At 31.3% G+C, this 20,572-nt stretch carries 23 protein-coding genes; 20 read left to right on the top strand and 3 right to left on the bottom strand.

What is annotated here, in order from left to right; genetic code table 11:
- Positions 1 to 53: 53 nt before the first annotated feature.
- From hemH to GFV00_RS04515, 3 genes are all read right to left on the bottom strand, one after another.
- The gene (gene hemH / locus GFV00_RS04525) at positions 54 to 1,070 is read right to left on the bottom strand and encodes a ferrochelatase (RefSeq protein ID WP_160557061.1); all 1,017 of its coding nucleotides are present in this window, start codon (positions 1,068 to 1,070) and stop codon (positions 54 to 56) included.
- Between the two features lie 167 nt (positions 1,071 to 1,237).
- A complete protein-coding gene (locus GFV00_RS04520) occupies positions 1,238 to 2,503 on the bottom strand; it encodes an exonuclease domain-containing protein (protein ID WP_160557062.1) in 1,266 nt (421 codons plus the stop codon).
- Positions 2,504 to 2,529: 26 nt separating this feature from the next.
- Positions 2,530 to 4,089, bottom strand: a complete 1,560-nt coding sequence (locus GFV00_RS04515) for a helicase HerA-like domain-containing protein (protein ID WP_160557063.1) — start codon at positions 4,087 to 4,089, stop codon at positions 2,530 to 2,532.
- A gap of 268 nt (positions 4,090 to 4,357) precedes the next feature.
- Between GFV00_RS04515 and GFV00_RS04510 the strand changes: the two genes are divergently transcribed.
- The 20 genes from GFV00_RS04510 to rpsQ all read left to right on the top strand — a co-directional run bounded on the left by GFV00_RS04510 (position 4,358) and on the right by rpsQ (position 20,571).
- Positions 4,358 to 5,983, top strand: a complete 1,626-nt coding sequence (locus GFV00_RS04510; protein WP_160557064.1) for a hypothetical protein — start codon at positions 4,358 to 4,360, stop codon at positions 5,981 to 5,983.
- A 35-nt stretch (positions 5,984 to 6,018) separates the two neighbouring features.
- Positions 6,019 to 6,453 (top strand): dUTP diphosphatase, encoded by a 435-nt coding sequence (gene dut, locus GFV00_RS04505; protein WP_105296616.1) that lies wholly within the window; start codon positions 6,019 to 6,021, stop codon positions 6,451 to 6,453.
- Positions 6,454 to 6,502: 49 nt separating this feature from the next.
- On the top strand, positions 6,503 to 7,513 hold the full coding sequence (locus tag GFV00_RS04500; protein WP_160557065.1) for a sugar phosphate nucleotidyltransferase: 1,011 nt from the start codon (positions 6,503 to 6,505) through the stop codon (positions 7,511 to 7,513).
- A 5-nt stretch (positions 7,514 to 7,518) separates the two neighbouring features.
- Positions 7,519 to 8,313 carry a DUF4292 domain-containing protein gene (locus tag GFV00_RS04495; RefSeq protein WP_160557066.1) on the top strand — a complete coding sequence of 265 codons (795 nt, stop codon included), beginning with the start codon at positions 7,519 to 7,521 and terminating at the stop codon, positions 8,311 to 8,313.
- On the top strand, positions 8,313 to 9,851 hold the full coding sequence (locus GFV00_RS04490) for a murein hydrolase activator EnvC (protein ID WP_160557067.1): 1,539 nt from the start codon (positions 8,313 to 8,315) through the stop codon (positions 9,849 to 9,851). Before GFV00_RS04495 ends, GFV00_RS04490 begins: the two co-directional genes overlap by 1 nt.
- Positions 9,852 to 9,927: 76 nt before the next feature.
- Complete coding sequence (tatA, locus tag GFV00_RS04485) at positions 9,928 to 10,122, top strand: twin-arginine translocase TatA/TatE family subunit (protein WP_160557068.1); 195 nt, start codon at positions 9,928 to 9,930, stop codon at positions 10,120 to 10,122.
- A gap of 37 nt (positions 10,123 to 10,159) precedes the next feature.
- On the top strand, positions 10,160 to 10,768 hold the full coding sequence (locus tag GFV00_RS04480; RefSeq protein ID WP_160557069.1) for a DUF4254 domain-containing protein: 609 nt from the start codon (positions 10,160 to 10,162) through the stop codon (positions 10,766 to 10,768).
- Between the two features lie 420 nt (positions 10,769 to 11,188).
- Positions 11,189 to 12,106, top strand: coding sequence for a DUF3078 domain-containing protein (locus GFV00_RS04475; protein WP_160557070.1), 918 nt, complete (start codon positions 11,189 to 11,191; stop codon positions 12,104 to 12,106).
- 194 nt (positions 12,107 to 12,300) lie between these two features.
- Complete coding sequence (locus GFV00_RS04470) at positions 12,301 to 13,221, top strand: PfkB family carbohydrate kinase (protein WP_160557071.1); 921 nt, start codon at positions 12,301 to 12,303, stop codon at positions 13,219 to 13,221.
- Positions 13,222 to 13,305: 84 nt separating this feature from the next.
- Positions 13,306 to 15,420 (top strand): prolyl oligopeptidase family protein, encoded by a 2,115-nt coding sequence (locus GFV00_RS04465; RefSeq protein WP_160557072.1) that lies wholly within the window; start codon positions 13,306 to 13,308, stop codon positions 15,418 to 15,420.
- A 465-nt stretch (positions 15,421 to 15,885) separates the two neighbouring features.
- Entirely contained in the window at positions 15,886 to 16,509 is a 624-nt protein-coding gene (gene rplC / locus GFV00_RS04460; protein ID WP_055425373.1) for a 50S ribosomal protein L3, read from the top strand.
- Entirely contained in the window at positions 16,500 to 17,129 is a 630-nt protein-coding gene (gene rplD, locus GFV00_RS04455; protein ID WP_105298129.1) for a 50S ribosomal protein L4, read from the top strand. The genes rplC and rplD overlap by 10 nt, the downstream gene beginning before the upstream one ends.
- A 4-nt stretch (positions 17,130 to 17,133) precedes the next feature.
- Entirely contained in the window at positions 17,134 to 17,424 is a 291-nt protein-coding gene (rplW, locus tag GFV00_RS04450) for a 50S ribosomal protein L23 (RefSeq protein ID WP_105298128.1), read from the top strand.
- Between the two features lie 13 nt (positions 17,425 to 17,437).
- Positions 17,438 to 18,259: a 50S ribosomal protein L2 gene (rplB, locus tag GFV00_RS04445; RefSeq protein ID WP_105298127.1), complete on the top strand. Its 822-nt coding sequence runs from the start codon at positions 17,438 to 17,440 to the stop codon at positions 18,257 to 18,259.
- A 6-nt stretch (positions 18,260 to 18,265) separates the two neighbouring features.
- The gene (gene rpsS, locus GFV00_RS04440; protein WP_055425369.1) at positions 18,266 to 18,544 is read left to right on the top strand and encodes a 30S ribosomal protein S19; all 279 of its coding nucleotides are present in this window, start codon (positions 18,266 to 18,268) and stop codon (positions 18,542 to 18,544) included.
- 6 nt (positions 18,545 to 18,550) lie between these two features.
- The gene (gene rplV / locus GFV00_RS04435) at positions 18,551 to 18,955 is read left to right on the top strand and encodes a 50S ribosomal protein L22 (protein ID WP_055425368.1); all 405 of its coding nucleotides are present in this window, start codon (positions 18,551 to 18,553) and stop codon (positions 18,953 to 18,955) included.
- Positions 18,956 to 18,957: 2 nt separating this feature from the next.
- A complete protein-coding gene (rpsC, locus tag GFV00_RS04430; RefSeq protein WP_055425367.1) occupies positions 18,958 to 19,653 on the top strand; it encodes a 30S ribosomal protein S3 in 696 nt (231 codons plus the stop codon).
- A 19-nt stretch (positions 19,654 to 19,672) separates the two neighbouring features.
- Positions 19,673 to 20,095: a 50S ribosomal protein L16 gene (gene rplP / locus GFV00_RS04425; RefSeq protein WP_055425366.1), complete on the top strand. Its 423-nt coding sequence runs from the start codon at positions 19,673 to 19,675 to the stop codon at positions 20,093 to 20,095.
- A gap of 12 nt (positions 20,096 to 20,107) precedes the next feature.
- Positions 20,108 to 20,284, top strand: coding sequence for a 50S ribosomal protein L29 (gene rpmC / locus GFV00_RS04420; RefSeq protein ID WP_105298126.1), 177 nt, complete (start codon positions 20,108 to 20,110; stop codon positions 20,282 to 20,284).
- Between the two features lie 32 nt (positions 20,285 to 20,316).
- A complete protein-coding gene (gene rpsQ / locus GFV00_RS04415; protein WP_160557073.1) occupies positions 20,317 to 20,571 on the top strand; it encodes a 30S ribosomal protein S17 in 255 nt (84 codons plus the stop codon).
- Position 20,572 lies beyond the last annotated feature (1 nt).

Here is a 20,572-nt window from a genome sequence, read left to right as displayed (position 1 = left end):
CAAAAGTAGTAAAGAATTTTATAATTTAAATTTTCTATTGGATAAACCATTGATTAAGATTGATATAAAAAATTGTTAATTTTTTCTTGTAACCAATTAATCCAATTCTCATCTTCATTCAGGCATTTTATATAATGAAATTCTTTGCCACCGCAATCCATAAATAATTTTTTATCCGTTATCGCAAGTTCTTCCAAAGTTTCAAGACAATCGGATACAAAAGCAGGTGCCACAACCGCTATTTTAGATACCCCTTCAGAAGGAAGAGATTCCAATGTTTTATCAGTATAAGGTTTTAACCAGGGATCTCTGCCTAATCTGGATTGAAAAGTTTGCCTGATTTTAGATGTATCTAAACCTAATTTTTGGCGAACTTTTTCGGTAACGTAATAGCATTGATGTCGGTAGCAGTAGGGATGAGATGCCAATCCTTTTTCGAAACAACAAGTATCGTCAATTCGGCACTGCTTAGTCGGATCGGTTTTGTAAATATGACGTTCTGGAAGACCGTGATAACTGAATAAAATCAAATCGTAGGATTCGGGCAGCTGTTTTTTTATAGAATTGCTTAAAACCTCTAAATATTCTTCATCATTATAAAAAGGAGGTAGAAAGCTTATTGATATATCCGGGTAATACTTTTTTTGAATTTCTTTAGTCTTTTCTACTACAGTTTCAGTTGTGCTCATTGCATATTGAGGGTATAATGGAATAACCAAAACTTCTGAAACTCCTTGATTTTTTAATTCGAGCAGACCATTTTGAATGGAAGGTTCTTGATATCTCATCGCTAATGCAATGGGATATTTTAACTTTTTTTGCAATAGTTGAGTAATTCTTTTTGAAATTACAACTAAAGGAGAGCCTTCCTTCCACCAAATATTTTGATAGGCATGAGCAGATTCTTTAGGCCTTTTAGGTAAGATCATGCATTCCACAATGAATTTACGAATTAACCACGGCGCATCAATTACCCGTTTGTCCATTAGGAACTCACGCAAATAAATTCGAACATCTTGTTCTGATGGAGTTTTTGGTGATCCCAGATTGACCAAAAGTATCCCTTTCATCTTTTTTTAGTATATATAATTACAAAAATAAGAATCTATTGGTAAAAAATTTCTTTTTCTCATAATAAGAACTGATTATATTATAAAATAATTAATTAATTCGTAATACACACCTTATAGAAAAATAGAATGATAAACTTTTTTAAAAAAAAATGTTTAAATTGAATTTAACTGAAAAGGTTGGGTTCTGAAATAACAAATTTTTGTAACTTATTTAAAATGAAAAATTTATTACGTATTTGAAGTAAAATTTCAGCATTTATGGTGGATGGTACCATAATTTTTTTTATTTGTTCTACATTTTTTATTTGTGTGTGCAGAGAATAAAAACCGTATCCTTTAAAATGACCGTTTTCAAAAAACAAAAAAGATTTTTCACCTAATGTTCTTCCCTTATCTGTTAATAAAATATACGTATCTTCTTGAAAATTTATTTCTGAAAGTATATTTACACCACTGTCTATTTTTTTTTGTAAAGAAAGTAATGCATCTTCGGCTTTATCTAAGGTTTCAAAAGCGAATAAAGCATATTTTTTATTTTTAAAATTGATTAAATCAATGCTTAAAGTGGGTGGCGTAAAGAAAATACCGAATATAGTAGTATAATTTTCTTTAGTAGGCTTATAAAGGGGGCGATTAATTTTAATTTCATTTAAAGCCTTTATGTTCGCAATAATTTCATTTCCGGTAAGCTCAAAACTGATTTCTTTGGTTTTAACTTGTAAAATTCTTGACCTTTTACTTTTTGAAGTTAAAATCTGTCTGGCTTTAGTAGAAATATCTAAACCTTTATCGATGTATATAATTTTGTCATTTTCATCATGAAAATAAAAAACTCCGGTTTCAAGGGGAAGCTTTTCTAAAAAAGAAAGTATTTTTTTATTTAAAGATTGGTAGTTGCTATGCTTTATGGATGATCCAATAATATTTTTATGTAAATCTTTAGCTAATAAAAGCTGAAACAATTTAACGGTAGCGCGAGCATCTCCATGAGCTCTATGTCTATCACTTACAGGAATTCCCAGCGAATCACAAAGTTTACCTAAAGAATAGGAGGTCATACCCGGAATTAGATTTCGGCTTAATGTGATAGTATCCAGGGTGGGGCGTTGATAATCATATCCTAAACGAGAGAATTCACTGCGTATTACACGATAATCGAAACTAATATTATGTCCAACAAGAATGGCATCATCCGTGATTTCAACAATTCGCTTAGCTAATTCATAAAATTTGGGTGAAGTTTTTACCATTTTTTGCGTAATGCCCGTGAGCTTTTGAACATAAAAATGTATTTCCTTTTCAGGGTTGACTAATGAGCTAAAAGAATCTGTAATTTTTTCTCCATCGAATCTATATATGGCGATTTCAATTAAACTTTCTTCATTAAATTTACCACCGCTGGTTTCCACATCTAAAATTGCATAGTCCATATAAAAATATCTATACTCGTCAAAAATTAGTTTTTTCTTCTTGTATTTTTTTTAACCCCTAAAGCTCCGAAAAACATTTTTGACCCTTCTCGTACAAATGTTCTTCCAATATCTCTAACAAATGGTGAATTCATTATTTTTTCAAATAAAGAGGGTTCGGATTTTTGAGTAGTTGTGTTTCCTTTTTTGTTCGTTTGAGTTTCTGTAGTTGTAGAATTTTTATCATTAGAAACGGCATTCATTCTTACACTAAGAATTTCATAAGCACTTTCTTTATTAATATCTTCCGCATATTTTTTAACCAAGTCTGAATTATTTACAATCTCATCAATTTCATCGGAAGTAAGTACATCCATACGAGAACTCGGTGAGATCATGAATGTATCTGCCAAAGGAGTAGGAATTCCTTTTTCATCTAATGAAGTTACAAATGCTTCTCCTATACCTAATTGTTGTATCAGGTCATTAGCCTTATAATATGTAGAAGTCGGATAATTTTCAACCGCTTTGTTTATCTCTTTTTTGTCCTTTGCGGTAAAGCCTCGCAAAGCATGTTGTATCTTTAATCCTAACTGACTTAAAACACCTTCGGGAACATCTCCCGGAACCTGGGTACAGAAATATAATCCAATCCCTTTGGAACGTATAAGCTTAACCATAGTTTCAATCTGATTAAGTAAAGCTTTAGAAGCCTCATTAAATATAAGATGGGCCTCGTCTATAAAAATGGCAAGTTTAGGTTTGTCAAGATCACCTACCTCAGGAAAGGTCTGATATATTTCAGACAATAAGCTCAACATAAAAGTTGAAAAAAATTGGGGTTGATTTTGAATATCTGTTAAACGAATAATACTCACAACTCCCAACCCGTTTCTAACTTCCAATAAATCGTCTGTATTAAAGCTGGGTTCTCCAAAAAAACGACCGGCGCCTTGTTGTTCCAAAGAAACAATCTTTCTTAAAATTGAACCTAAAGAGCTGGGAGCAATTGAACCGTAGTTTTGAGCCAATTCCGATTTGCCTTGATCATTGTCGGTTACAAATTGTAAAACTTTTCGTAAATCGTCAAGATCAAGTAAGGGAAGTTTTTTATCATCGCAATATTTAAAAAGTATTGATATGATACTGGTTTGAACATCATTAAGTTCAAGGATTTTACTTAATAATATAGGTCCAAATTCAGTTATGGTAGCTCTGAGTCTGACTCCCTTTTCTTGTGAAATAGTTAATAATTCCACAGGGAATCCTTGCGCATGGTAAGATAAACCTAATTTTTTATAACGTTCCAGTATTTTTGGATTATTAGGATCACCTGCTTTTGCAATACCACTTAAATCCCCCTTAATATCCATTAATAAAGTTGGAACACCTTTAAGGGAAAGTTGCTGGGCCAATACCTGAAGTGTTTTGGTTTTTCCGGTACCCGTAGCACCCGCAATTAAACCGTGTCTGTTTATCATTTTTAAAGGAACCGATATTTCAACTTCCGGTACTATTTGGCCATCTAACAAAGCTTTTCCAAGCATTATTTTTTCTCCCTTATAATTATAACGAGAAGTAAGCTCTTTAATAAACAGGTTATTCATTAAATATGATTAATAATTTAAAAACAAATATAATATTAAATATTAGTTAGTAAGCTATATTTATTTCTTAAAAACAATATTTTTAAATTTTAATTTTGATGTTTAACATTCTAAAAATTAATAGTTTATATTTAAATATGGGCTAAGTTTTTTAACTAATTAAAGGTATGTTGTAAATCTAAAATAATAATAACCAAGAATTTTTTTTAATAAGATAAATTATCCTTTTTTATATATTTGTTAAACAAATTATAACTTTAACATATATATGGGTAAAAAAATACTATTACTTTTATTGTCTTTTGTTTTTTATTTTATTATTTTTGGGGGATTATGCTATTCTATAGTCGAATCGCTTGGAAAATTTACTTATCCATTAGATGATACTTATATTCATATGGCGATTTCCAAAAATTTAGCAGAATACGGCACATGGGGCATTAACCCTCATGAATTTAGCTCTGCTTCATCTTCTCCATTATTTACTTTACTTTTAGCAGTATGTTTTTTTTTATTTGGAGTTAATGAACTAGCTCCTTTAATTATTAATATTATTATTTCACTATTTTTAATATACTTTGTTTGGGATTTTTTTAAAAATAAAATTTCAAATCTAACAGTATTCTTTTTATTATCCTCTATTATAATATTTACACCTTTACCCAATATGAGTATAATTGCAATGGAACATATATTGCATGCCCTTTTATCTCTATTGTATATTTTTGTTTTATGGAAAATTACTTCTGGTGAATTTGAGAAAAAAAATATAATCAGTTATATAATTATTTCTTTTTTTTTGCCCATTTCAAGATATGAGGGGCTTTTTCTTATAATAGCAGGAGGGATAATTCTTCTGTATAAACATAAATTCAAATTAAGTTTTTTAGGTTTTATTGCTGCGGGTTTATCAGTTTCTATCTTTGGGGTTTATTTCATTTATAACGGGGGGACTTTTTTTCCATATTCCGTAATAGTTAAATCAAATTTGGCAGAACAAAACTTTTTGGCAAAAATTATTCCTTTTAAATCAATTTTAGAAAATTTTATATGGAAAAAAGGGTCGAGAATTTATCTGATATGTTTTATAATTTTAATTTCATTTTCTCTGTGTACACAACTTATAATAAGGTTTAAAAAGAAAAAAATTGATGGAGTAACTTATGTAATTTTTGCTTTTTTGTTAAATCTTCTTCTCTATATATCATTTGCTAAATTCGGATGGATATATAGATATGAGGCATTTTTATTTCCCATGGTGTTGTCATTGTTTTTTTACTCAGTTTATCAATTATATCCAATCTTAACTAAAAAAATAACTCTTAAAAAGATCATTCTGTCTTCGTTTATAGGTTTATTTTTACTATATCCTTTAATTAGGTTTACACAAAGATCAGTTTTTAATTATATTTGCATAAAAAGAGGTGCTGAAGAAATTTATTATCAACAGTATCAAACAGCTAAGTTTATAAAGAAATATTATGAAAATCAGAGCGTAGGAATCAATGATATTGGTTATCCGTCGTTTTTATCTAATTCTTATATTGTTGATATGTTTGGTTTAGGAAATAAGAATATTGCACTAAGTAAGAAAATAAGTGAAGAATATCTTGCTAAAGTAATAAAAACAGAATTAGAGAAAAAAAATGTAAATGTTATTTTTATTTATAAAAATTGGTTTGACCCAAATGTATACAGAGGTTACACAGAAATAGGCTCTTGGAAATTAAATAATTGTTGTTCAGTAGTGGCCAATTCTGAAGTTTCAGTATATAGTATAAGTAATGATCCAAAAGATTTACAATATTTAATAAGATCATTAAATGAATTTAATAAAAAAGAACTGCCAAGTAGAGTTAATTTTATTTGGAATAAATCCTATGATAATTTATAATAATAAATTATTTATTTAAAAATATACCAATGCAAATGAAAATTAAAGTTATAAATAAATCAAAGCATGAGCTTCCCGAATACAAAACGGCCTTTTCCGCAGGAATGGATCTAAGAGCAAACTTGGAAGCTTCTGTATTATTAAAGCCTTTGGAAAGAAAAATAATACCTACAGGACTATATATTGAAATTCCTCCCGGATATGAAGGGCAAATCCGTCCAAGAAGTGGATTAGCTATTAAACACGGAATCGGTTGTCCCAATTCTCCGGGAACTATAGATGCTGATTATAGAGGTGAATTAGGGGTAATTTTAGTAAATCTTTCTAAAGAAGATTTTACTATAAATGATGGAGAAAGGATAGCGCAATTAGTGATAGCAAAACATGAAACGATAGTTTGGGAAGAAGTTGAAGAACTGAGTGAAACGGTAAGAGGTACAGGTGGGTATGGAAGTTCAGGAATCAAATAAAATTAATAACACTAAAAAAACTTTTTAAGAACATTTTAATTAGATAAATATGAGAATTATTGTTCCAATGGCCGGTAAAGGGTCAAGGTTAAGGCCGCATACATTGACTATTCCAAAACCGTTGATACCTATTGCAGGAAAACCTATCGTTCAAAGATTAGTTGAAGACATCGCTAAAGTAGTGGATGATAAAATAGAAGAAATAGCATTTATAATAGGCGATTTTGGACAAGAAACGGAAAATCAATTAATAGATATTGCTGAAAAATTAGGAGCTAAAGGTACTATATATCATCAATTATGTCCCTTAGGAACGGCACATGCCATTCATTGTGCGAAAGAAAGTATGAAAGGCCCAATTATAATTGCATTTGCGGATACTTTATTTAAAGCAGATTTTCAATTAGATAAAAATTCTGATGGAGTAATATGGGTTAAAAAAGTGGAAGATCCGAGTGCTTTTGGAGTGGTGAAATTAGATGAATACGGTATTATAAAAGGAATCGTTGAAAAACCTAAAGAGTTTGTCTCTGATTTAGCAATTATCGGTATTTATTATTTTAAGGATGCAGATAAATTAATGAATGAAATAAATTATCTAATTGATAACGATATTAAAGTAGCTAATGAATATCAGCTGACCAATGCTTTAGATATTTTAAGAGATAAAGGTGCCAAATTCACACTTGGAAAAGTAGATGACTGGATGGATTGTGGAAACAAAGATGTAACGGTAGAAACTAATTCTAAAATTTTAAATTATGAAAAAGATGAATTAGCTTTATATCCTGAAAGTGCAAAAATTGAAAACAGTTTAATTATTCCTCCCTGTTTCATCGGTGAAAATGTAGAAATAATTAACTCAAAAATAGGTCCCAATGTTTCTTTAGGCAATGGAACTAAAATTAATAAAAGTAATATAGAAAATTCGTTGATACAAGAAAACACTCAGATCAGTCATGGAAATCTTACCAATTCAATGATTGGTAATTCTGCTAAGTATATCGGTGTCTCTCGATCATTAAGCTTAGGTGACTTTAGTGTATTGGAAACTAAATGAAAGATATGAAAAAATTACTGATTCTATTCTTGGCTTCTGCATTGATATTTTCATGTAAAACCCAAAAAGGAATATCCATTAATGAAAAAGAAATCAAGTCTGAAAATGCAAGTGTTGAAAATTTAGTTAAAACGATTGCTCAACCTGTCGATTTTACTACTTTAAAGATAAAAGCCAATGCAGATATAGAATCGGGGAATTCATATCCTTCGGTAGCCTTAACCCTATATATCGATAAAGGAAATCAAATTTGGGCTAACGCATCTTTGATTCTTCCTTTAGCAAGAGCTTCTATTTATCCGGGAGGATTTAAGATGTACGAAAGATTAGGAAAAACATATGTTGATTCAAATTTTGATTATCTAAATAATCTTTTAAAAGTAGATTTTTTAACCTATAAAAATATTGAAGATTTATTGATAGGTAAATTATTTTTTCCTTTAGATATCAACGATTTTAATTTTTCAATTGAGAATAATTATTACATACTTACTTCCAAAAAAACTATGAAAGTAGGCAGCGGTAAAGATGCAAGAAATTTTTCAAGAAGACTTACCTTCGATTCCAATTTTAATTTGAGACAGATACGTATGGATGATTCATCAAAAAATACGTATTTACAGATAGATTATGATGATTATATAAATATTGAGAATAAAATTTTGCCAAGAAATATTAAAATTTTCATAAAAGGAGAAAAAGAGATTAAAATTACATTGAATTATAATAAATTTGAGTTCGTTAATATGGAAACGCCTTTTGAAATTCCAAAGGGATATTCGCAAAGAAAAATTAATTAATGGCTATTAATAAAAAAATATATACATTTTTCTTTCTTTTACTAACTATATTTATCTATAGTCAGTTACCCTATAAGAAAGAAGACCTTCAAAAACAGAGTGCTCAGTTAAAACAAGAGATTGCCGAACTAAACAAGGCTTTGATTTCAAGTAAAAATGAATCGAAAACATCTATTACCTATATTGCGAATCTTAATAAAAAAATCAGCGTACGGGCAAAATTGATCAACACCACACGGAAAGAGGCCAGAGTGTTAGATGAAGAAATATATTTAAATCAATTAGCAGTTAATAAATTACGAAGAGAATTAAAAAAGCTCAGAGAAGATTATGCAGATGTATTGATACGATCCTATAAAAATAAATCCGTTCAAAATAAGATTTTATTCATATTATCGTCAGAAAACATATCCCAAGCTTTTCGACGTATAAAATATTTACAGAAATATTCGGAATTCCAAGATGAAAAAGTTGCTGAAATTAATGAAAAACAACAGCAAATTTTGCATACCATCGAATTAAGAGAAGCCGCAAAAAAAGAAAAATTAGAGGTTTTGGCTCAACAACAAGCCCAAATCAATCAACTAAACACAGAAAAGAAAGAAAAAGAAATTTTAGTTGAGCGATATATGAAGGAGCAAGGTGATTTAGCCGAAAAAATAAAGCAAAAACAATCACAAAGAAAGGCTTTGGAAAGACAGGTTCAAGCGATTATTGCAGAAGAGCTTAGAGTTGTTAAGGCAAAAGAGGCAGAAGAAAGAAGAAAGGCAGAAGAAGCGGAAAGATTACGAAAAAAAACAATAGAAGAAGAACGAGCTAAAAAAGCAATGGAAGCTCATATGGCGGCAGAAAAAATGGCTGCGCAAAAAGCGGCTGCAGCTAAAAAAGCAGCAGAACAAGCCTTAGCCGCTAAATTAGCAGCTGAAAAAGAGGCTAATGATAAAGCAGCCGCAAAAAGAGCGGACGACGCTAGAAAAGCTGCAGAAAAGGCAGCTGCTGAAAAGTCGGCAGCCGAAAAATTAGCATCCCAAAAAGCACAAGATGCAAAAATTGCAGAAGAAAAAGCAGTTGCAAAGAAGAAGTCCTTAGATATTCCAAATATAAATTCGAGTGCTTCAGAAACACTGTCTAGAAATTTTGAAGCCAATAAAAACTCACTTCCTTGGCCGGTTGCAGGAACAGTGGTTTCGGGATTTGGTAGAACGCCACATCCGGTAGTACCGAATATTTATGTAGAGCATCAAGGCGTTGAAATAGCTGCTGCACCGGGTAGTTTGGCTAAATCCGTATTCAACGGATCGGTAAGCAGAATTTTAATAGTTCCCGGAGGAGGTAAGGCAGTATTGATCAGTCATGGAAATTATTTTACCTTATATTCAAACCTTTCAACCGTTATTGTTTCCGTAGGAGACAAAGTAAAAACAGGTCAAGCGTTAGGTAAAATTTACACAGACGATACGAATACCACCCTTTTAGGATTCCAGGTATGGAAAGGCACTGTTCCTCAAAATCCATCCAACTGGTTATCCGGTATGTAAGTTATTTATAGAAAATCTATTATTGAAGTTAAGAATTTTCAAAAATTCATTAACTTTGAAACAAATCAAAAAAATTATGAGATTATTTGAACATCCTATGTCTATAGTAATAATATTGATTGTAGTATTATTATTGTTTGGTGGGAAAAAAATTCCTGAATTGATGAGAGGTTTGGGAACAGGATTGAAGGAGTTTAAAGATGCTACTAAGTCAGATGATGAAAAGAAAAAAGATTCTCAATCATCATCCAATTCCAAAAACGAAAACTAATCACAAATTAATTATTAGTAAAATAATAAATAACAACATGAAATTTACAGAAAAAGCCTGGAAAATATTTAATCTAAGTATTCAGGATTATCATGTAAAAGATGATGTAAACCAGAAAATTAACAACCCATATCCTCAAGATAGCCTTGAACACTTATTGTATTTAAAAAATTGGATTGATACCGTTCAATGGCATTTGGAAGACCTAATTAGAGATGAAAATATTGATCCGATTGAAGCCTTACGATTAAAAAGGTGGATTGACAAATCTAATCAAGAAAGGACTGATCGGGTAGAAAATTTGGATAGCTGGTTTTTAAATAAATATAAAGACGTTCAAATTCTTCCCGATGCAAAAATAAATACGGAAAGTCCGGCTTGGGCGATAGATCGTTTATCGATTTTATCTTTAAAGATATATCATATGAAAGCTGAGGTTGAACGTCCGGATGCGGGCCAAGAACACAAAGAAAGCTGTCAGAAAAAATTAGATGTTTTACAACAGCAGTATGTGGATCTGTCTACTGCAATAGAAGAACTTTTAGAAGACTACTCAGCCGGGAAAAAGTATATGAAAGTATATAAACAAATGAAGATGTACAATGATGACGAATTAAATCCGGTTCTTTATAAAAGCAAAAAATAAAATTTATCATTTAGTTAATATAAATTAGTTACATCATATATAGCTGAATAATAACAACAGCTATATATGATATTGCTCTTATAGTTATTTTTATTTTTTTTGCATTCATGTTCATTTTGATTTTACCTCACTAATTTCTATGGAATATTTTTGCGACCAATAAATACTTAAAAATTATCATTTTTTAACTAGATAATTAGTAAGGTTATCAACAATACGCATATTTAATTTTGAATTTAGATAATATACGAATATATTCGTATATTATTTATTTTATTAAACAAGAAACTTATATAACACAAGAAAAACAATATCAATTCAATCCTTTAATTGATAAATAACGAAGTAAAATGTAAACTAATACGTAAATTGAATACTTGCTATATTTAACTTTTTTTAAAACCAATAAATCGATCAAGAATGATGAAGAAAATTTTATTATTTTTATTTGTATCCATCCTTTCACATTTTATTTATGCTCAACAATTAGGTACAGAAAATCCTGTTACAGATACGGTAACTGTTCCCAAGAAAACTAAAAATTGGAAAATTAGTGGAGACCATTCACTTATAGTAAATCAAAGTTCATTTTCACATTGGATAGCCGGAGGAACGAATTCTTTTGGAGGATCAGCAAGAATAAAATATTCCTTAGATTACAAAAAAGGAAAAAATATTTTTAAAAATACAATAACCATCGGCTACGGTCAAGTTAACAACAAAAACGATAAGATGAGAAAAACAGATGATATTTTGTTACTTGAGTCGATGTATGGACGGAGCATATCGAAGAATTGGTATGCAAGTATAGATATGTCTTTTAAAACACAAATGTTTAACGGATATGATTATTCTGCCCATCCGGATTACACTTCCAAAGACAGAATTTCCTCTTTTATGTCTCCGGGCTATTTAACGTTGGGGGTTGGTTTTGAATATAAACCGGATGGAAATTTTCAATTATCATTATTACCCATAACCTCTAAAAATACATTTGTTCTGGACAGAAAATTGCAGAAAAAAGATAATTACGGATTAAAACATGATGGAGATTGTATGTTTATGGAACTTGGGGCAATGGTTACCGCTAAATATAAAGTTGAAATCATGAAAAATGTTGTTTGGGATAATGCTTTGTCTTTATTTACCAATTACTTATCTCACACCGAAAGGGTTGATGTGAATTTTGGAAGTGTTATAGATATGAAAGTCAATAACCACATATCCACGAAACTAACCTTTGACTTAATTTACGATCACGATCAAATAGAAAGAGTTCAAACAAGACAAACATTTGGAATAGGCTTATCCTACGGATTTAAGTCAAAAAATAAATAGCCGTAAGGAGAATAGAATCAGTTATTGAAAATAAAAATCAACCTGAATGAATTTAAACATATTTCAAATAATTATTGAAGTATAGGCATTTAAGTAAAAAATTTTTTATAAAACAGGATATATTTTTCGGTAAAACTTTTCTTATCTTTTACAATAGGTTTATCTTTGTAGACACACAATTTTAATTAAAATAAATGAAATTACTAGCAGTGGGTACCGTAGCATACGATGCCATAGAAACCCCATTTGGGAAAACTGATAAAATTTTAGGCGGAGCTGCCACTTATATAGGTTTGGCTGCTTCCAAGCTGGGAGCAGAAGTTAACCTTGTTTCTGTAATAGGCGGTGATTTTAAACCTGAATATATAGAGGTATTTCATAAAAATTCCATTGGTATTGAAGGAGTAAAAAAAATAGAAGACGGAAAAACTTTTTTTTGGTCAGGAAAATATCATATAGATATGAATAATCGAGACACATTAATCACCGAATTAAATGTGTTGGAAAATTTTGAGCCAAAAATACCCGATTCTCAGAAAAATTCTGAAATTGTAATGTTAGGAAATTTACATCCCGCCATACAATTATCCGTTTTAGAACAAATGACTGATAAACCAAAATTGGTAATCTTAGATACTATGGACTTCTGGATGAATACCGCTTGGGATTTATTGCTTCAAATTATTTCCAAAGTAGATGTATTAACAGTAAACGATGCAGAAGCCCGACAATTATCGGGGGAATTCAGCTTAGTTAAAGCAGCAAAAAAAATTCAAAGCATGGGTCCTAAGGTAGTGATTATAAAAAAAGGTGAACATGGTGCCTTATTGTTTAATGAAAATAAAATATTTTTTGCTCCCGCTCTGCCTTTAGAAGATGTTTTTGATCCAACGGGTGCCGGAGATACTTTTGCTGGGGGATTTGCAGGCTATATAACCCAAACGGCAGATTTATCCTATGAAAACATGAAAAAAGCCATTATCGTGGGAAGTGCATTAGCTTCTTTCTCGGTTGAAAAATTCGGTACAGAGAAATTACAAGAGTTATCTTCCATGGAATATGAAAATAGACTAAATGAATTCAAAAATTTGACCGAATATAATTACAGCTTTTAATATTTTTAACATCTATAATTTTATCTAACCTTTAATTTGTTAATTAAAGGTTTTTTTTAATTTTATAATTATTAATTAGTTTTTATGATAAAACCAAAAATAATTACGTTAAGTTTAGTCTCATGCTTAACCGTAAATGCACAACACATGAAATATCCTAATACAGAAAAAGAATCGGTAGTTGACGAATATTTTGGAGAAAAAGTTCCGGCTCCTTATAGATGGTTGGAAGATGATCAATCTCCTAAAACTCAACAATGGATAAAAACTCAAAATGAGTTGACATTTGAATATTTACATAACATACCTTTTAGAAATCAACTAAAAGACCAGCTTAAAAAGCTGTGGAATTATGAAAGAATTTCAGCACCTTTTGAGGAAGGAAACTATACCTATTATTATAAAAATAATGGATTGCAGCCTCAGTCGGTGCTTTATAGAAAATTAACTTCCGGAGAAAAAGAAGAGGTATTTTTAGATCCCAATACCTTTTCTAAAGACGGTACATCTTCTTTAGGTGATATTTCTTTCAGTAAAGACGGAAGCCTAGCCGCTTATCAAATATCTGAAGGTGGTTCAGATTGGAGGAAAGTAGTAGTAATAGAAACCCAAACTAAAAAACAGATTGGAGATACATTAACTCACGTTAAATTTTCAAACATAGCTTGGAAATCCAATGAAGGATTTTATTATTCGAGTTATCAAAAGCCGAAAGAAGGAAGTCAATTATCGGGGAAAACAGAACATCATATCTTGTATTTTCATTCCTTAAAGGAATCTCAATCCAAAGACACGATAATTTTCGGGGGAGAAGAAACACCAAGAAGATATATCAATGCAAAGGTTTCCGAAGATCAACGATATATAATAATCACGGCAGCAAATTCAACATCGGGTAATGAACTATATATTCTGGACACCCAAAATAAAAATAAAATACAACCCATCGTAACCGGTTTTACCAATAATTACGAAGTAATCACTACCGATGGAGATTGGTTATATATTGAAACCAATGAACAGGCACCCAATAAAAAATTGGTTAGATTGAATGTAACACAATTAGGGCAGAAAGAGCCGAAATGGGAAACGATCATACCGGAGTCTGAATCAGTCTTACATGTGACCGGTGCTAATAAATATTTTTTTGCTAACTTTATTGTTGATGTACATTCTGAAGTGAAGCAATTCGATTTAAATGGTAACTTAATACGAACCTTACCATTACCCGGATTAGGTCAGGCAACAGGCTTTACAGGAAAATCTCATCAAAAAGAAATATATTATTCCTTTACCAGCTACATATATCCATCAACCGTTTTTAAGTTAGATACGGAAAACGGAAAATCAGAGCTGTACAAAAAACCTGAGATAAACTTTGATCCGCATCAATTTGAGAGTAAACAAATTTTTTATACTTCATCAGACGGAACGAAAATACCGATGACAATTACTTATAAAAAAGGGACACAGTTCAATGGGAAAAATCCAACCCTTTTATATGGATATGGAGGATTCGAAATTAGTCTGCTTCCCGTATTTTCTGTAGCGACTGCCGTGTGGTTACAAAATGGAGGAGTCTATGCAGTTGCTAACCTTCGAGGAGGAGGGGAATACGGTAGAAAGTGGCATGACGCAGGAACTCAATTAAAGAAAAAAAATGTATTTGAAGATTTTATAGCCGCCGGTGAATATTTAATATCCAACAAATATACCTCTTCAGAATACTTAGCCTTATCGGGAGGATCCAATGGAGGATTGTTAGTAGGGGCAGTAATGACCATGCGGCCAAATTTAGCCAAAGTTGCCTTACCGGCTGTGGGTGTTCTTGATATGTTACGATATCATACTTTTACCGCCGGAGCCGGGTGGGCGTATGATTATGGAACAGCAGAAGATAATGAAGAAATGTTTACTTATCTTAAATCTTATTCTCCGGTACACAATGTTAAAAAAGGAATTTGCTATCCTGCAACATTACTTACTACCGGAGATCATGATGACCGAGTAGTTCCTTCTCATTCCTATAAATTTGCTGCAGAATTACAAGAAAAACAAAATTGCAAAAATCCGGCTTTAATAAGAATTGAAACAAGGGCCGGACATGGAGCCGGAAAACCTATTGATTTACTTATTGAAGAAACTGCAGATAAATTTGCTTTTGCTTTTAAAAATTTCGGAATTAAAGAGTTAAAATAGATACAAAAAACCAAAAATAACACCGAGGGATTGCTTTATTTTATAGCAATCCCTTATTTTTTATAGAAAGATTATTATAAGTTATATATATTGTAAAATCAATAAAGTTTAAAAAAAATTTTATAATTAAATGATTTAAAAAATAGAAAAATTACATTCAATCAAATTATGCAAAATTTAGATTAATTTAAATTAAAAGTTTTTGAGCTTACCTACATTGAGAAAAAAAGGAATTACGTGATATGTGAAAAACTTAAAAACACAATAAAGTTATAAGTATTTTGTTTTGAATTAATTTACCTAAAATTAGATGAAATAATGATAAATTTTAAATTAAAATTTTAATCAAGTTAAATCCATTAAAATCAAAATAAAAACTAATTATAAAAAATTTTGAATCAGAATGTTAAATTGTGAAAAAAATTTTTTAATTTTGCAGTCCGAAAAAATATATAAATAGAACAAATGTCAGGTATTATTGGAAAAAAAATTGGCATGACCAGCTTGTTTGACGAGGAAGGTAAAAACATTCCTTGTACTGTTATAGAAGCAGGTCCATGTACAGTTTTACAGGTCAGAACCGAAGAAAAGGACGGCTATTATGCGGTTCAGCTAGGTTTCGATGACAGAAGTGAAAAAAATGTCGGCAAAGCCCTTTTAGGTCACTTCAAAAAAGCAGGTTCAACACCAAAAAGAAAAATGGTGGAGTTTCGTCATGGATTTGACGGATTGAAAATTGGAGAAGAAGTAAAAGTTGATTTATTTTCAGAAGGAGAATATGTTGACGTTACCGGAACTTCAAAAGGTAAAGGATTCCAAGGGGTGGTTAAAAGACACGGCTTTGGAGGAGTTATGCAAGCAACACACGGTCAGCATAACAGATTAAGAGCTCCGGGTTCTATTGGAGCGGGTTCAGATCCATCCAGAGTATTTAAAGGAATGAGAATGGCTGGAAGAATGGGTGGAAATCAAGTGACAGTGCAAAATTTACAGGTTATAAAAGTGGACAATGAAAAAAATCTTTTAATTGTAAAAGGTGCAGTTCCGGGTCCTAAAAATTCATATGTAATTGTAAGAAGATGGAATTAGTAGTACTAGATAGAAGCGGAAAAGAAACCGGAAGAAAGGTTACTTTAGACGAAACAATATTTGGAGTTGAACCAAATACACATGCTGTTTACTTAGAAGTAAAGCAATATTTGGCATCACAGAGACAAGGAACTCATAAATCTAAAGAAAGATCCGAATTAAGTGGATCAACTCGTAAACTTCATCGTCAAAAAGGAACAGGAGGTTCCCGAAAAGGAGATATCAACAACCCTTTGTTCAGAGGTGGAGCAAGAGTATTTGGACCTAGACCAAGAGATTACAGGTTCAAATTAAATAAATCATTAAAAAGAATAGCAAAAAAATCAGTTTTTAGCCAAAAATTAAAAGAAAACAACTTAAAAGTAGTTGAAGACTTAAATTTTGAAGCACCTAAAACAAAAGATTTTACTAAAGTTTTACAAGATTTAGGACTAGCTAACAAAAAAGCTTTGTTTATTTTAGGGCAGTCTAATAAAAATGTATACTTGTCATCACGAAATTTACAAGACGCTAAAGTATTAGGATATAACGAGATAAGTAGTTATGATATCTTAAAAGCGAATGAAGTGGTTTTGTTTGAAAGTTCAGTAGAAAAAATACAAGAAAATTTAAGAAAATAGAATTATGTCTGTACTCATAAAACCTATTATATCAGAAAAAGCTAACGAAATCGCTGAAAAAAGAAATCGTTATACTTTTTTAGTAAATACTAAAGCGAATAAGTCAGAGATTAAATATGCTGTAGAACAAGCTTACGGAGTTAATGTAGTTGCAGTAAGAACATTAATTTCTGCACCTGTTGTTAAGTCAAAATATACAAAAACAGGTCTTCAAGTTGGAAAAACTAATAAATTGAAAAAAGCAATGGTTGACATAAAAGAAGGTCAAACCATTGATGTATTTGGAAATATATAATTTATAAAGAATCATGTCGGTAAGAAAATTAAAACCTATCACCCCCGGACAAAGATTCAGAATTGTTAACAATTTTGAAGAAATCACTACTTCAAAACCAGAAAAATCCTTACTAAGAGGAATTTCTAAATCAGGAGGTAGAAATAATTCCGGAAAAATGACCATGCGTTATACCGGAGGTGGACACAAGAAACGATACAGAGAGATCGATTTCAAGAGAAATAAGTTTGGCATTCCGGCTACTGTAAAATCAGTAGAATATGATCCAAACAGAACTGCATTTATCGCATTATTGGTTTATGCAGACGGTGAAAAACGCTACATTGTGTCTCCTCACGGTATTAAGGTAGGACAAAAAGTCGTTTCAGGAGAGAGTGTTGCTCCTGAAATTGGAAACGCAATGAAATTAAAAAGCATACCTTTAGGTACTGTTATTTCATGTATTGAGTTACGTCCCGGACAAGGAGCAAAAATGGCAAGAAGTGCCGGAACCAGCGCACAACTTATAGCCAGAGACGGTAAATATGCCGTTCTTAAAATGCCTTCCGGAGAAACTCGTATGATTTTAGTTGAATGTATGGCAACAATTGGTTCAGTATCCAATTCAGATCATCAGTTAATCGTATCTGGTAAAGCAGGTAGAAGCAGATGGTTAGGAAGAAGACCAAGAACAAGGCCGGTAGCAATGAACCCTGTAGATCACCCAATGGGAGGTGGTGAAGGTAGATCAACCGGAGGACATCCAAGATCTAGAAAAGGTATGCCTGCAAAAGGATACAAGACTCGTTCAAAGAAGAAAGAATCGAATCGTTATATTTTACAAAAAAGAAAATAATCTAGTATGGCACGTTCGTTAAAAAAAGGACCTTATATTCACTATAAATTAAACAAGAAAGTTCAAGCAAATATAGAGTCAGGAAAAAAAGTCGTGATTAAAACATGGTCTAGAGCATCAATGATATCTCCGGATTTCGTTGGTCAAACGTTTGCAGTACATAACGGAAAACAATTTGTACCGGTATATGTAACTGAAAATATGGTTGGACATAAGCTAGGAGAATTTTCACCTACTCGTGTGTTTAGAGGTCATGCAGGAAATAAAAATAAAGGTAACAGATAATAAGCAATGGGTAACAGAAAACAAAATAGTGCAACAGCACGTAAAGAAGCTAAGAAAAATTTAGCAATTGCTCGCTTGAATAATTGTCCTACCTCGCCTAGAAAGATGAGATTAGTAGCAGATATCATTAGAGGCGTTGATGTTGATAAAGCATTATACATATTAAAATATTCAAAAAAAGAAGCTTCAATCAGATTAGAAAAACTTTTATTAAGTGCTATAGCTAATTGGCAAGTTAAAAATGAAGGTAAAGACATCGAAGAAGCTAAACTTTATGTAAAAGAAATTTTTGTTGACGGTGGATCTATGTTAAAAAGATTACGTCCTGCTCCTCAAGGGAGAGGATATAGGATTAGAAAAAGATCTAATCATGTAACAATTATTCTAGGAAACAAAAACGAAGTAAATTAAGTATGGGACAGAAAACAAATCCAATAGGTAATAGATTAGGAATCATTCGAGGATGGGATTCTAATTGGTATGGTGGAAAAAACTTTGGAGATAAAATAGCAGAAGATTACAAAATCAGAAGATATTTAGAAGCAAGATTATCCAAAGCAGGTGTTTCCAGAATTTACATCGAAAGAACTTTAAAATTAGTTACTATTACCATCACCACAGCAAGACCTGGAATTATCATAGGAAAAGGTGGTCAGGAAGTAGATAAATTAAAAGAAGAGTTAAAAAAGATTACTAAAAAGGAAATTCAAATAAATATTTTTGAAATTAAAAGACCTGAACTGGATGCAAAATTAGTTGCAGAAAGTGTAGCTCGTCAAATTGAAAGCCGTATCTCATATAGAAGAGCTGTTAAAATGGCTATTGCATCTACAATGAGAATGAACGCTGAAGGAATTAAAATTATGATTTCCGGACGTTTAAACGGTGCTGAAATGGCAAGATCAGAATCTTTTAAAGAAGGAAGAATTCCTTTGTCAACTTTCCGTGCTGATATTGATTATTATATTGCTGAAGCTCATACAACTTATGGTCGCTTAGGGGTAAAAGTATGGATTATGAAAGGCGAAGTGTATGGTAAAAGGGAGTTATCTCCGTTAGTAGGTCTTCAGAAAAAGACTCAGAAAAGAAAAGTTAAAGAAAGAAGATAAAAAAATATCTTAGGTAATTATGTTACAACCAAAAAGAACAAAATTCCGTAAACAGCAAAAAGGACGTATGAAAGGTCTTTCTTACAGAGGAAGTAAATTAGCATACGGTACTTTTGGAATTAAAGCGTTAGATTCAGTATTCATTACTGCAAGACAGATAGAAGCTGCACGTATTGCTGCCACTCGATATATGAAAAGAGAAGGACAATTATGGATTAAAATATTCCCGGATAAGCCTATTACCAAAAAACCTGCTGAGGTTCGTATGGGTAAAGGAAAAGGTGCTGTGGAATATTGGGTGGCAAGAGTATCACCGGGAAGAATTTTATTTGAAATAGGGGGAGTTCCTTATGATGTTGCAAAAGAAGCATTACGACTTGCAGCCCAAAAATTACCGGTGAAAACTAAATTTGTTGTTGCTAACGATTTTGTGCAATCATAAATAATAAAATCGATGAAAGCAGTTGATATAAGAAATTTAAGTCAAGAAGAAGTTAAAGCAAAATTAGCTGAAACAAAAGCTGAGTATGCTAAACTAAGATTATCACATAAAGTGTCTCCAATTGGAAATCCGATTCAATTAAGAGAGATGAGAAAAACAATAGCAAGGTTGTTAACAGCCTTAAAGTAATTTAAAATCCGAAAAAGAATTTAATTTCAATTATGGAAAGAAATTTAAGAAAAGAAAGAATCGGAGTAGTATCTAGCAATAAGATGGATAAAACTATCGTTGTTAGTGAGACAAGCAGAATGAAACATCCCATGTATGGGAAATTCGTTTTAAAAACAAAAAAATATACTGCTCACGATGAGAAAAACGAATGCAATGAAGGAGATACCGTTCGCATTATGGAAACTCGTCCATTGAGTAAGAATAAAAGATGGAGATTAGTAGAAATATTAGAAAGAGCTAAATAAT

The sequence above is a fragment of the Apibacter sp. B3935 genome (assembly GCF_009827705.1).
Taxonomy (GTDB): domain Bacteria; phylum Bacteroidota; class Bacteroidia; order Flavobacteriales; family Weeksellaceae; genus Apibacter.
The sequence above is the reverse complement of the archived record's forward strand: the minus strand, read 5'-3'. Positions and strand labels throughout refer to the sequence as shown.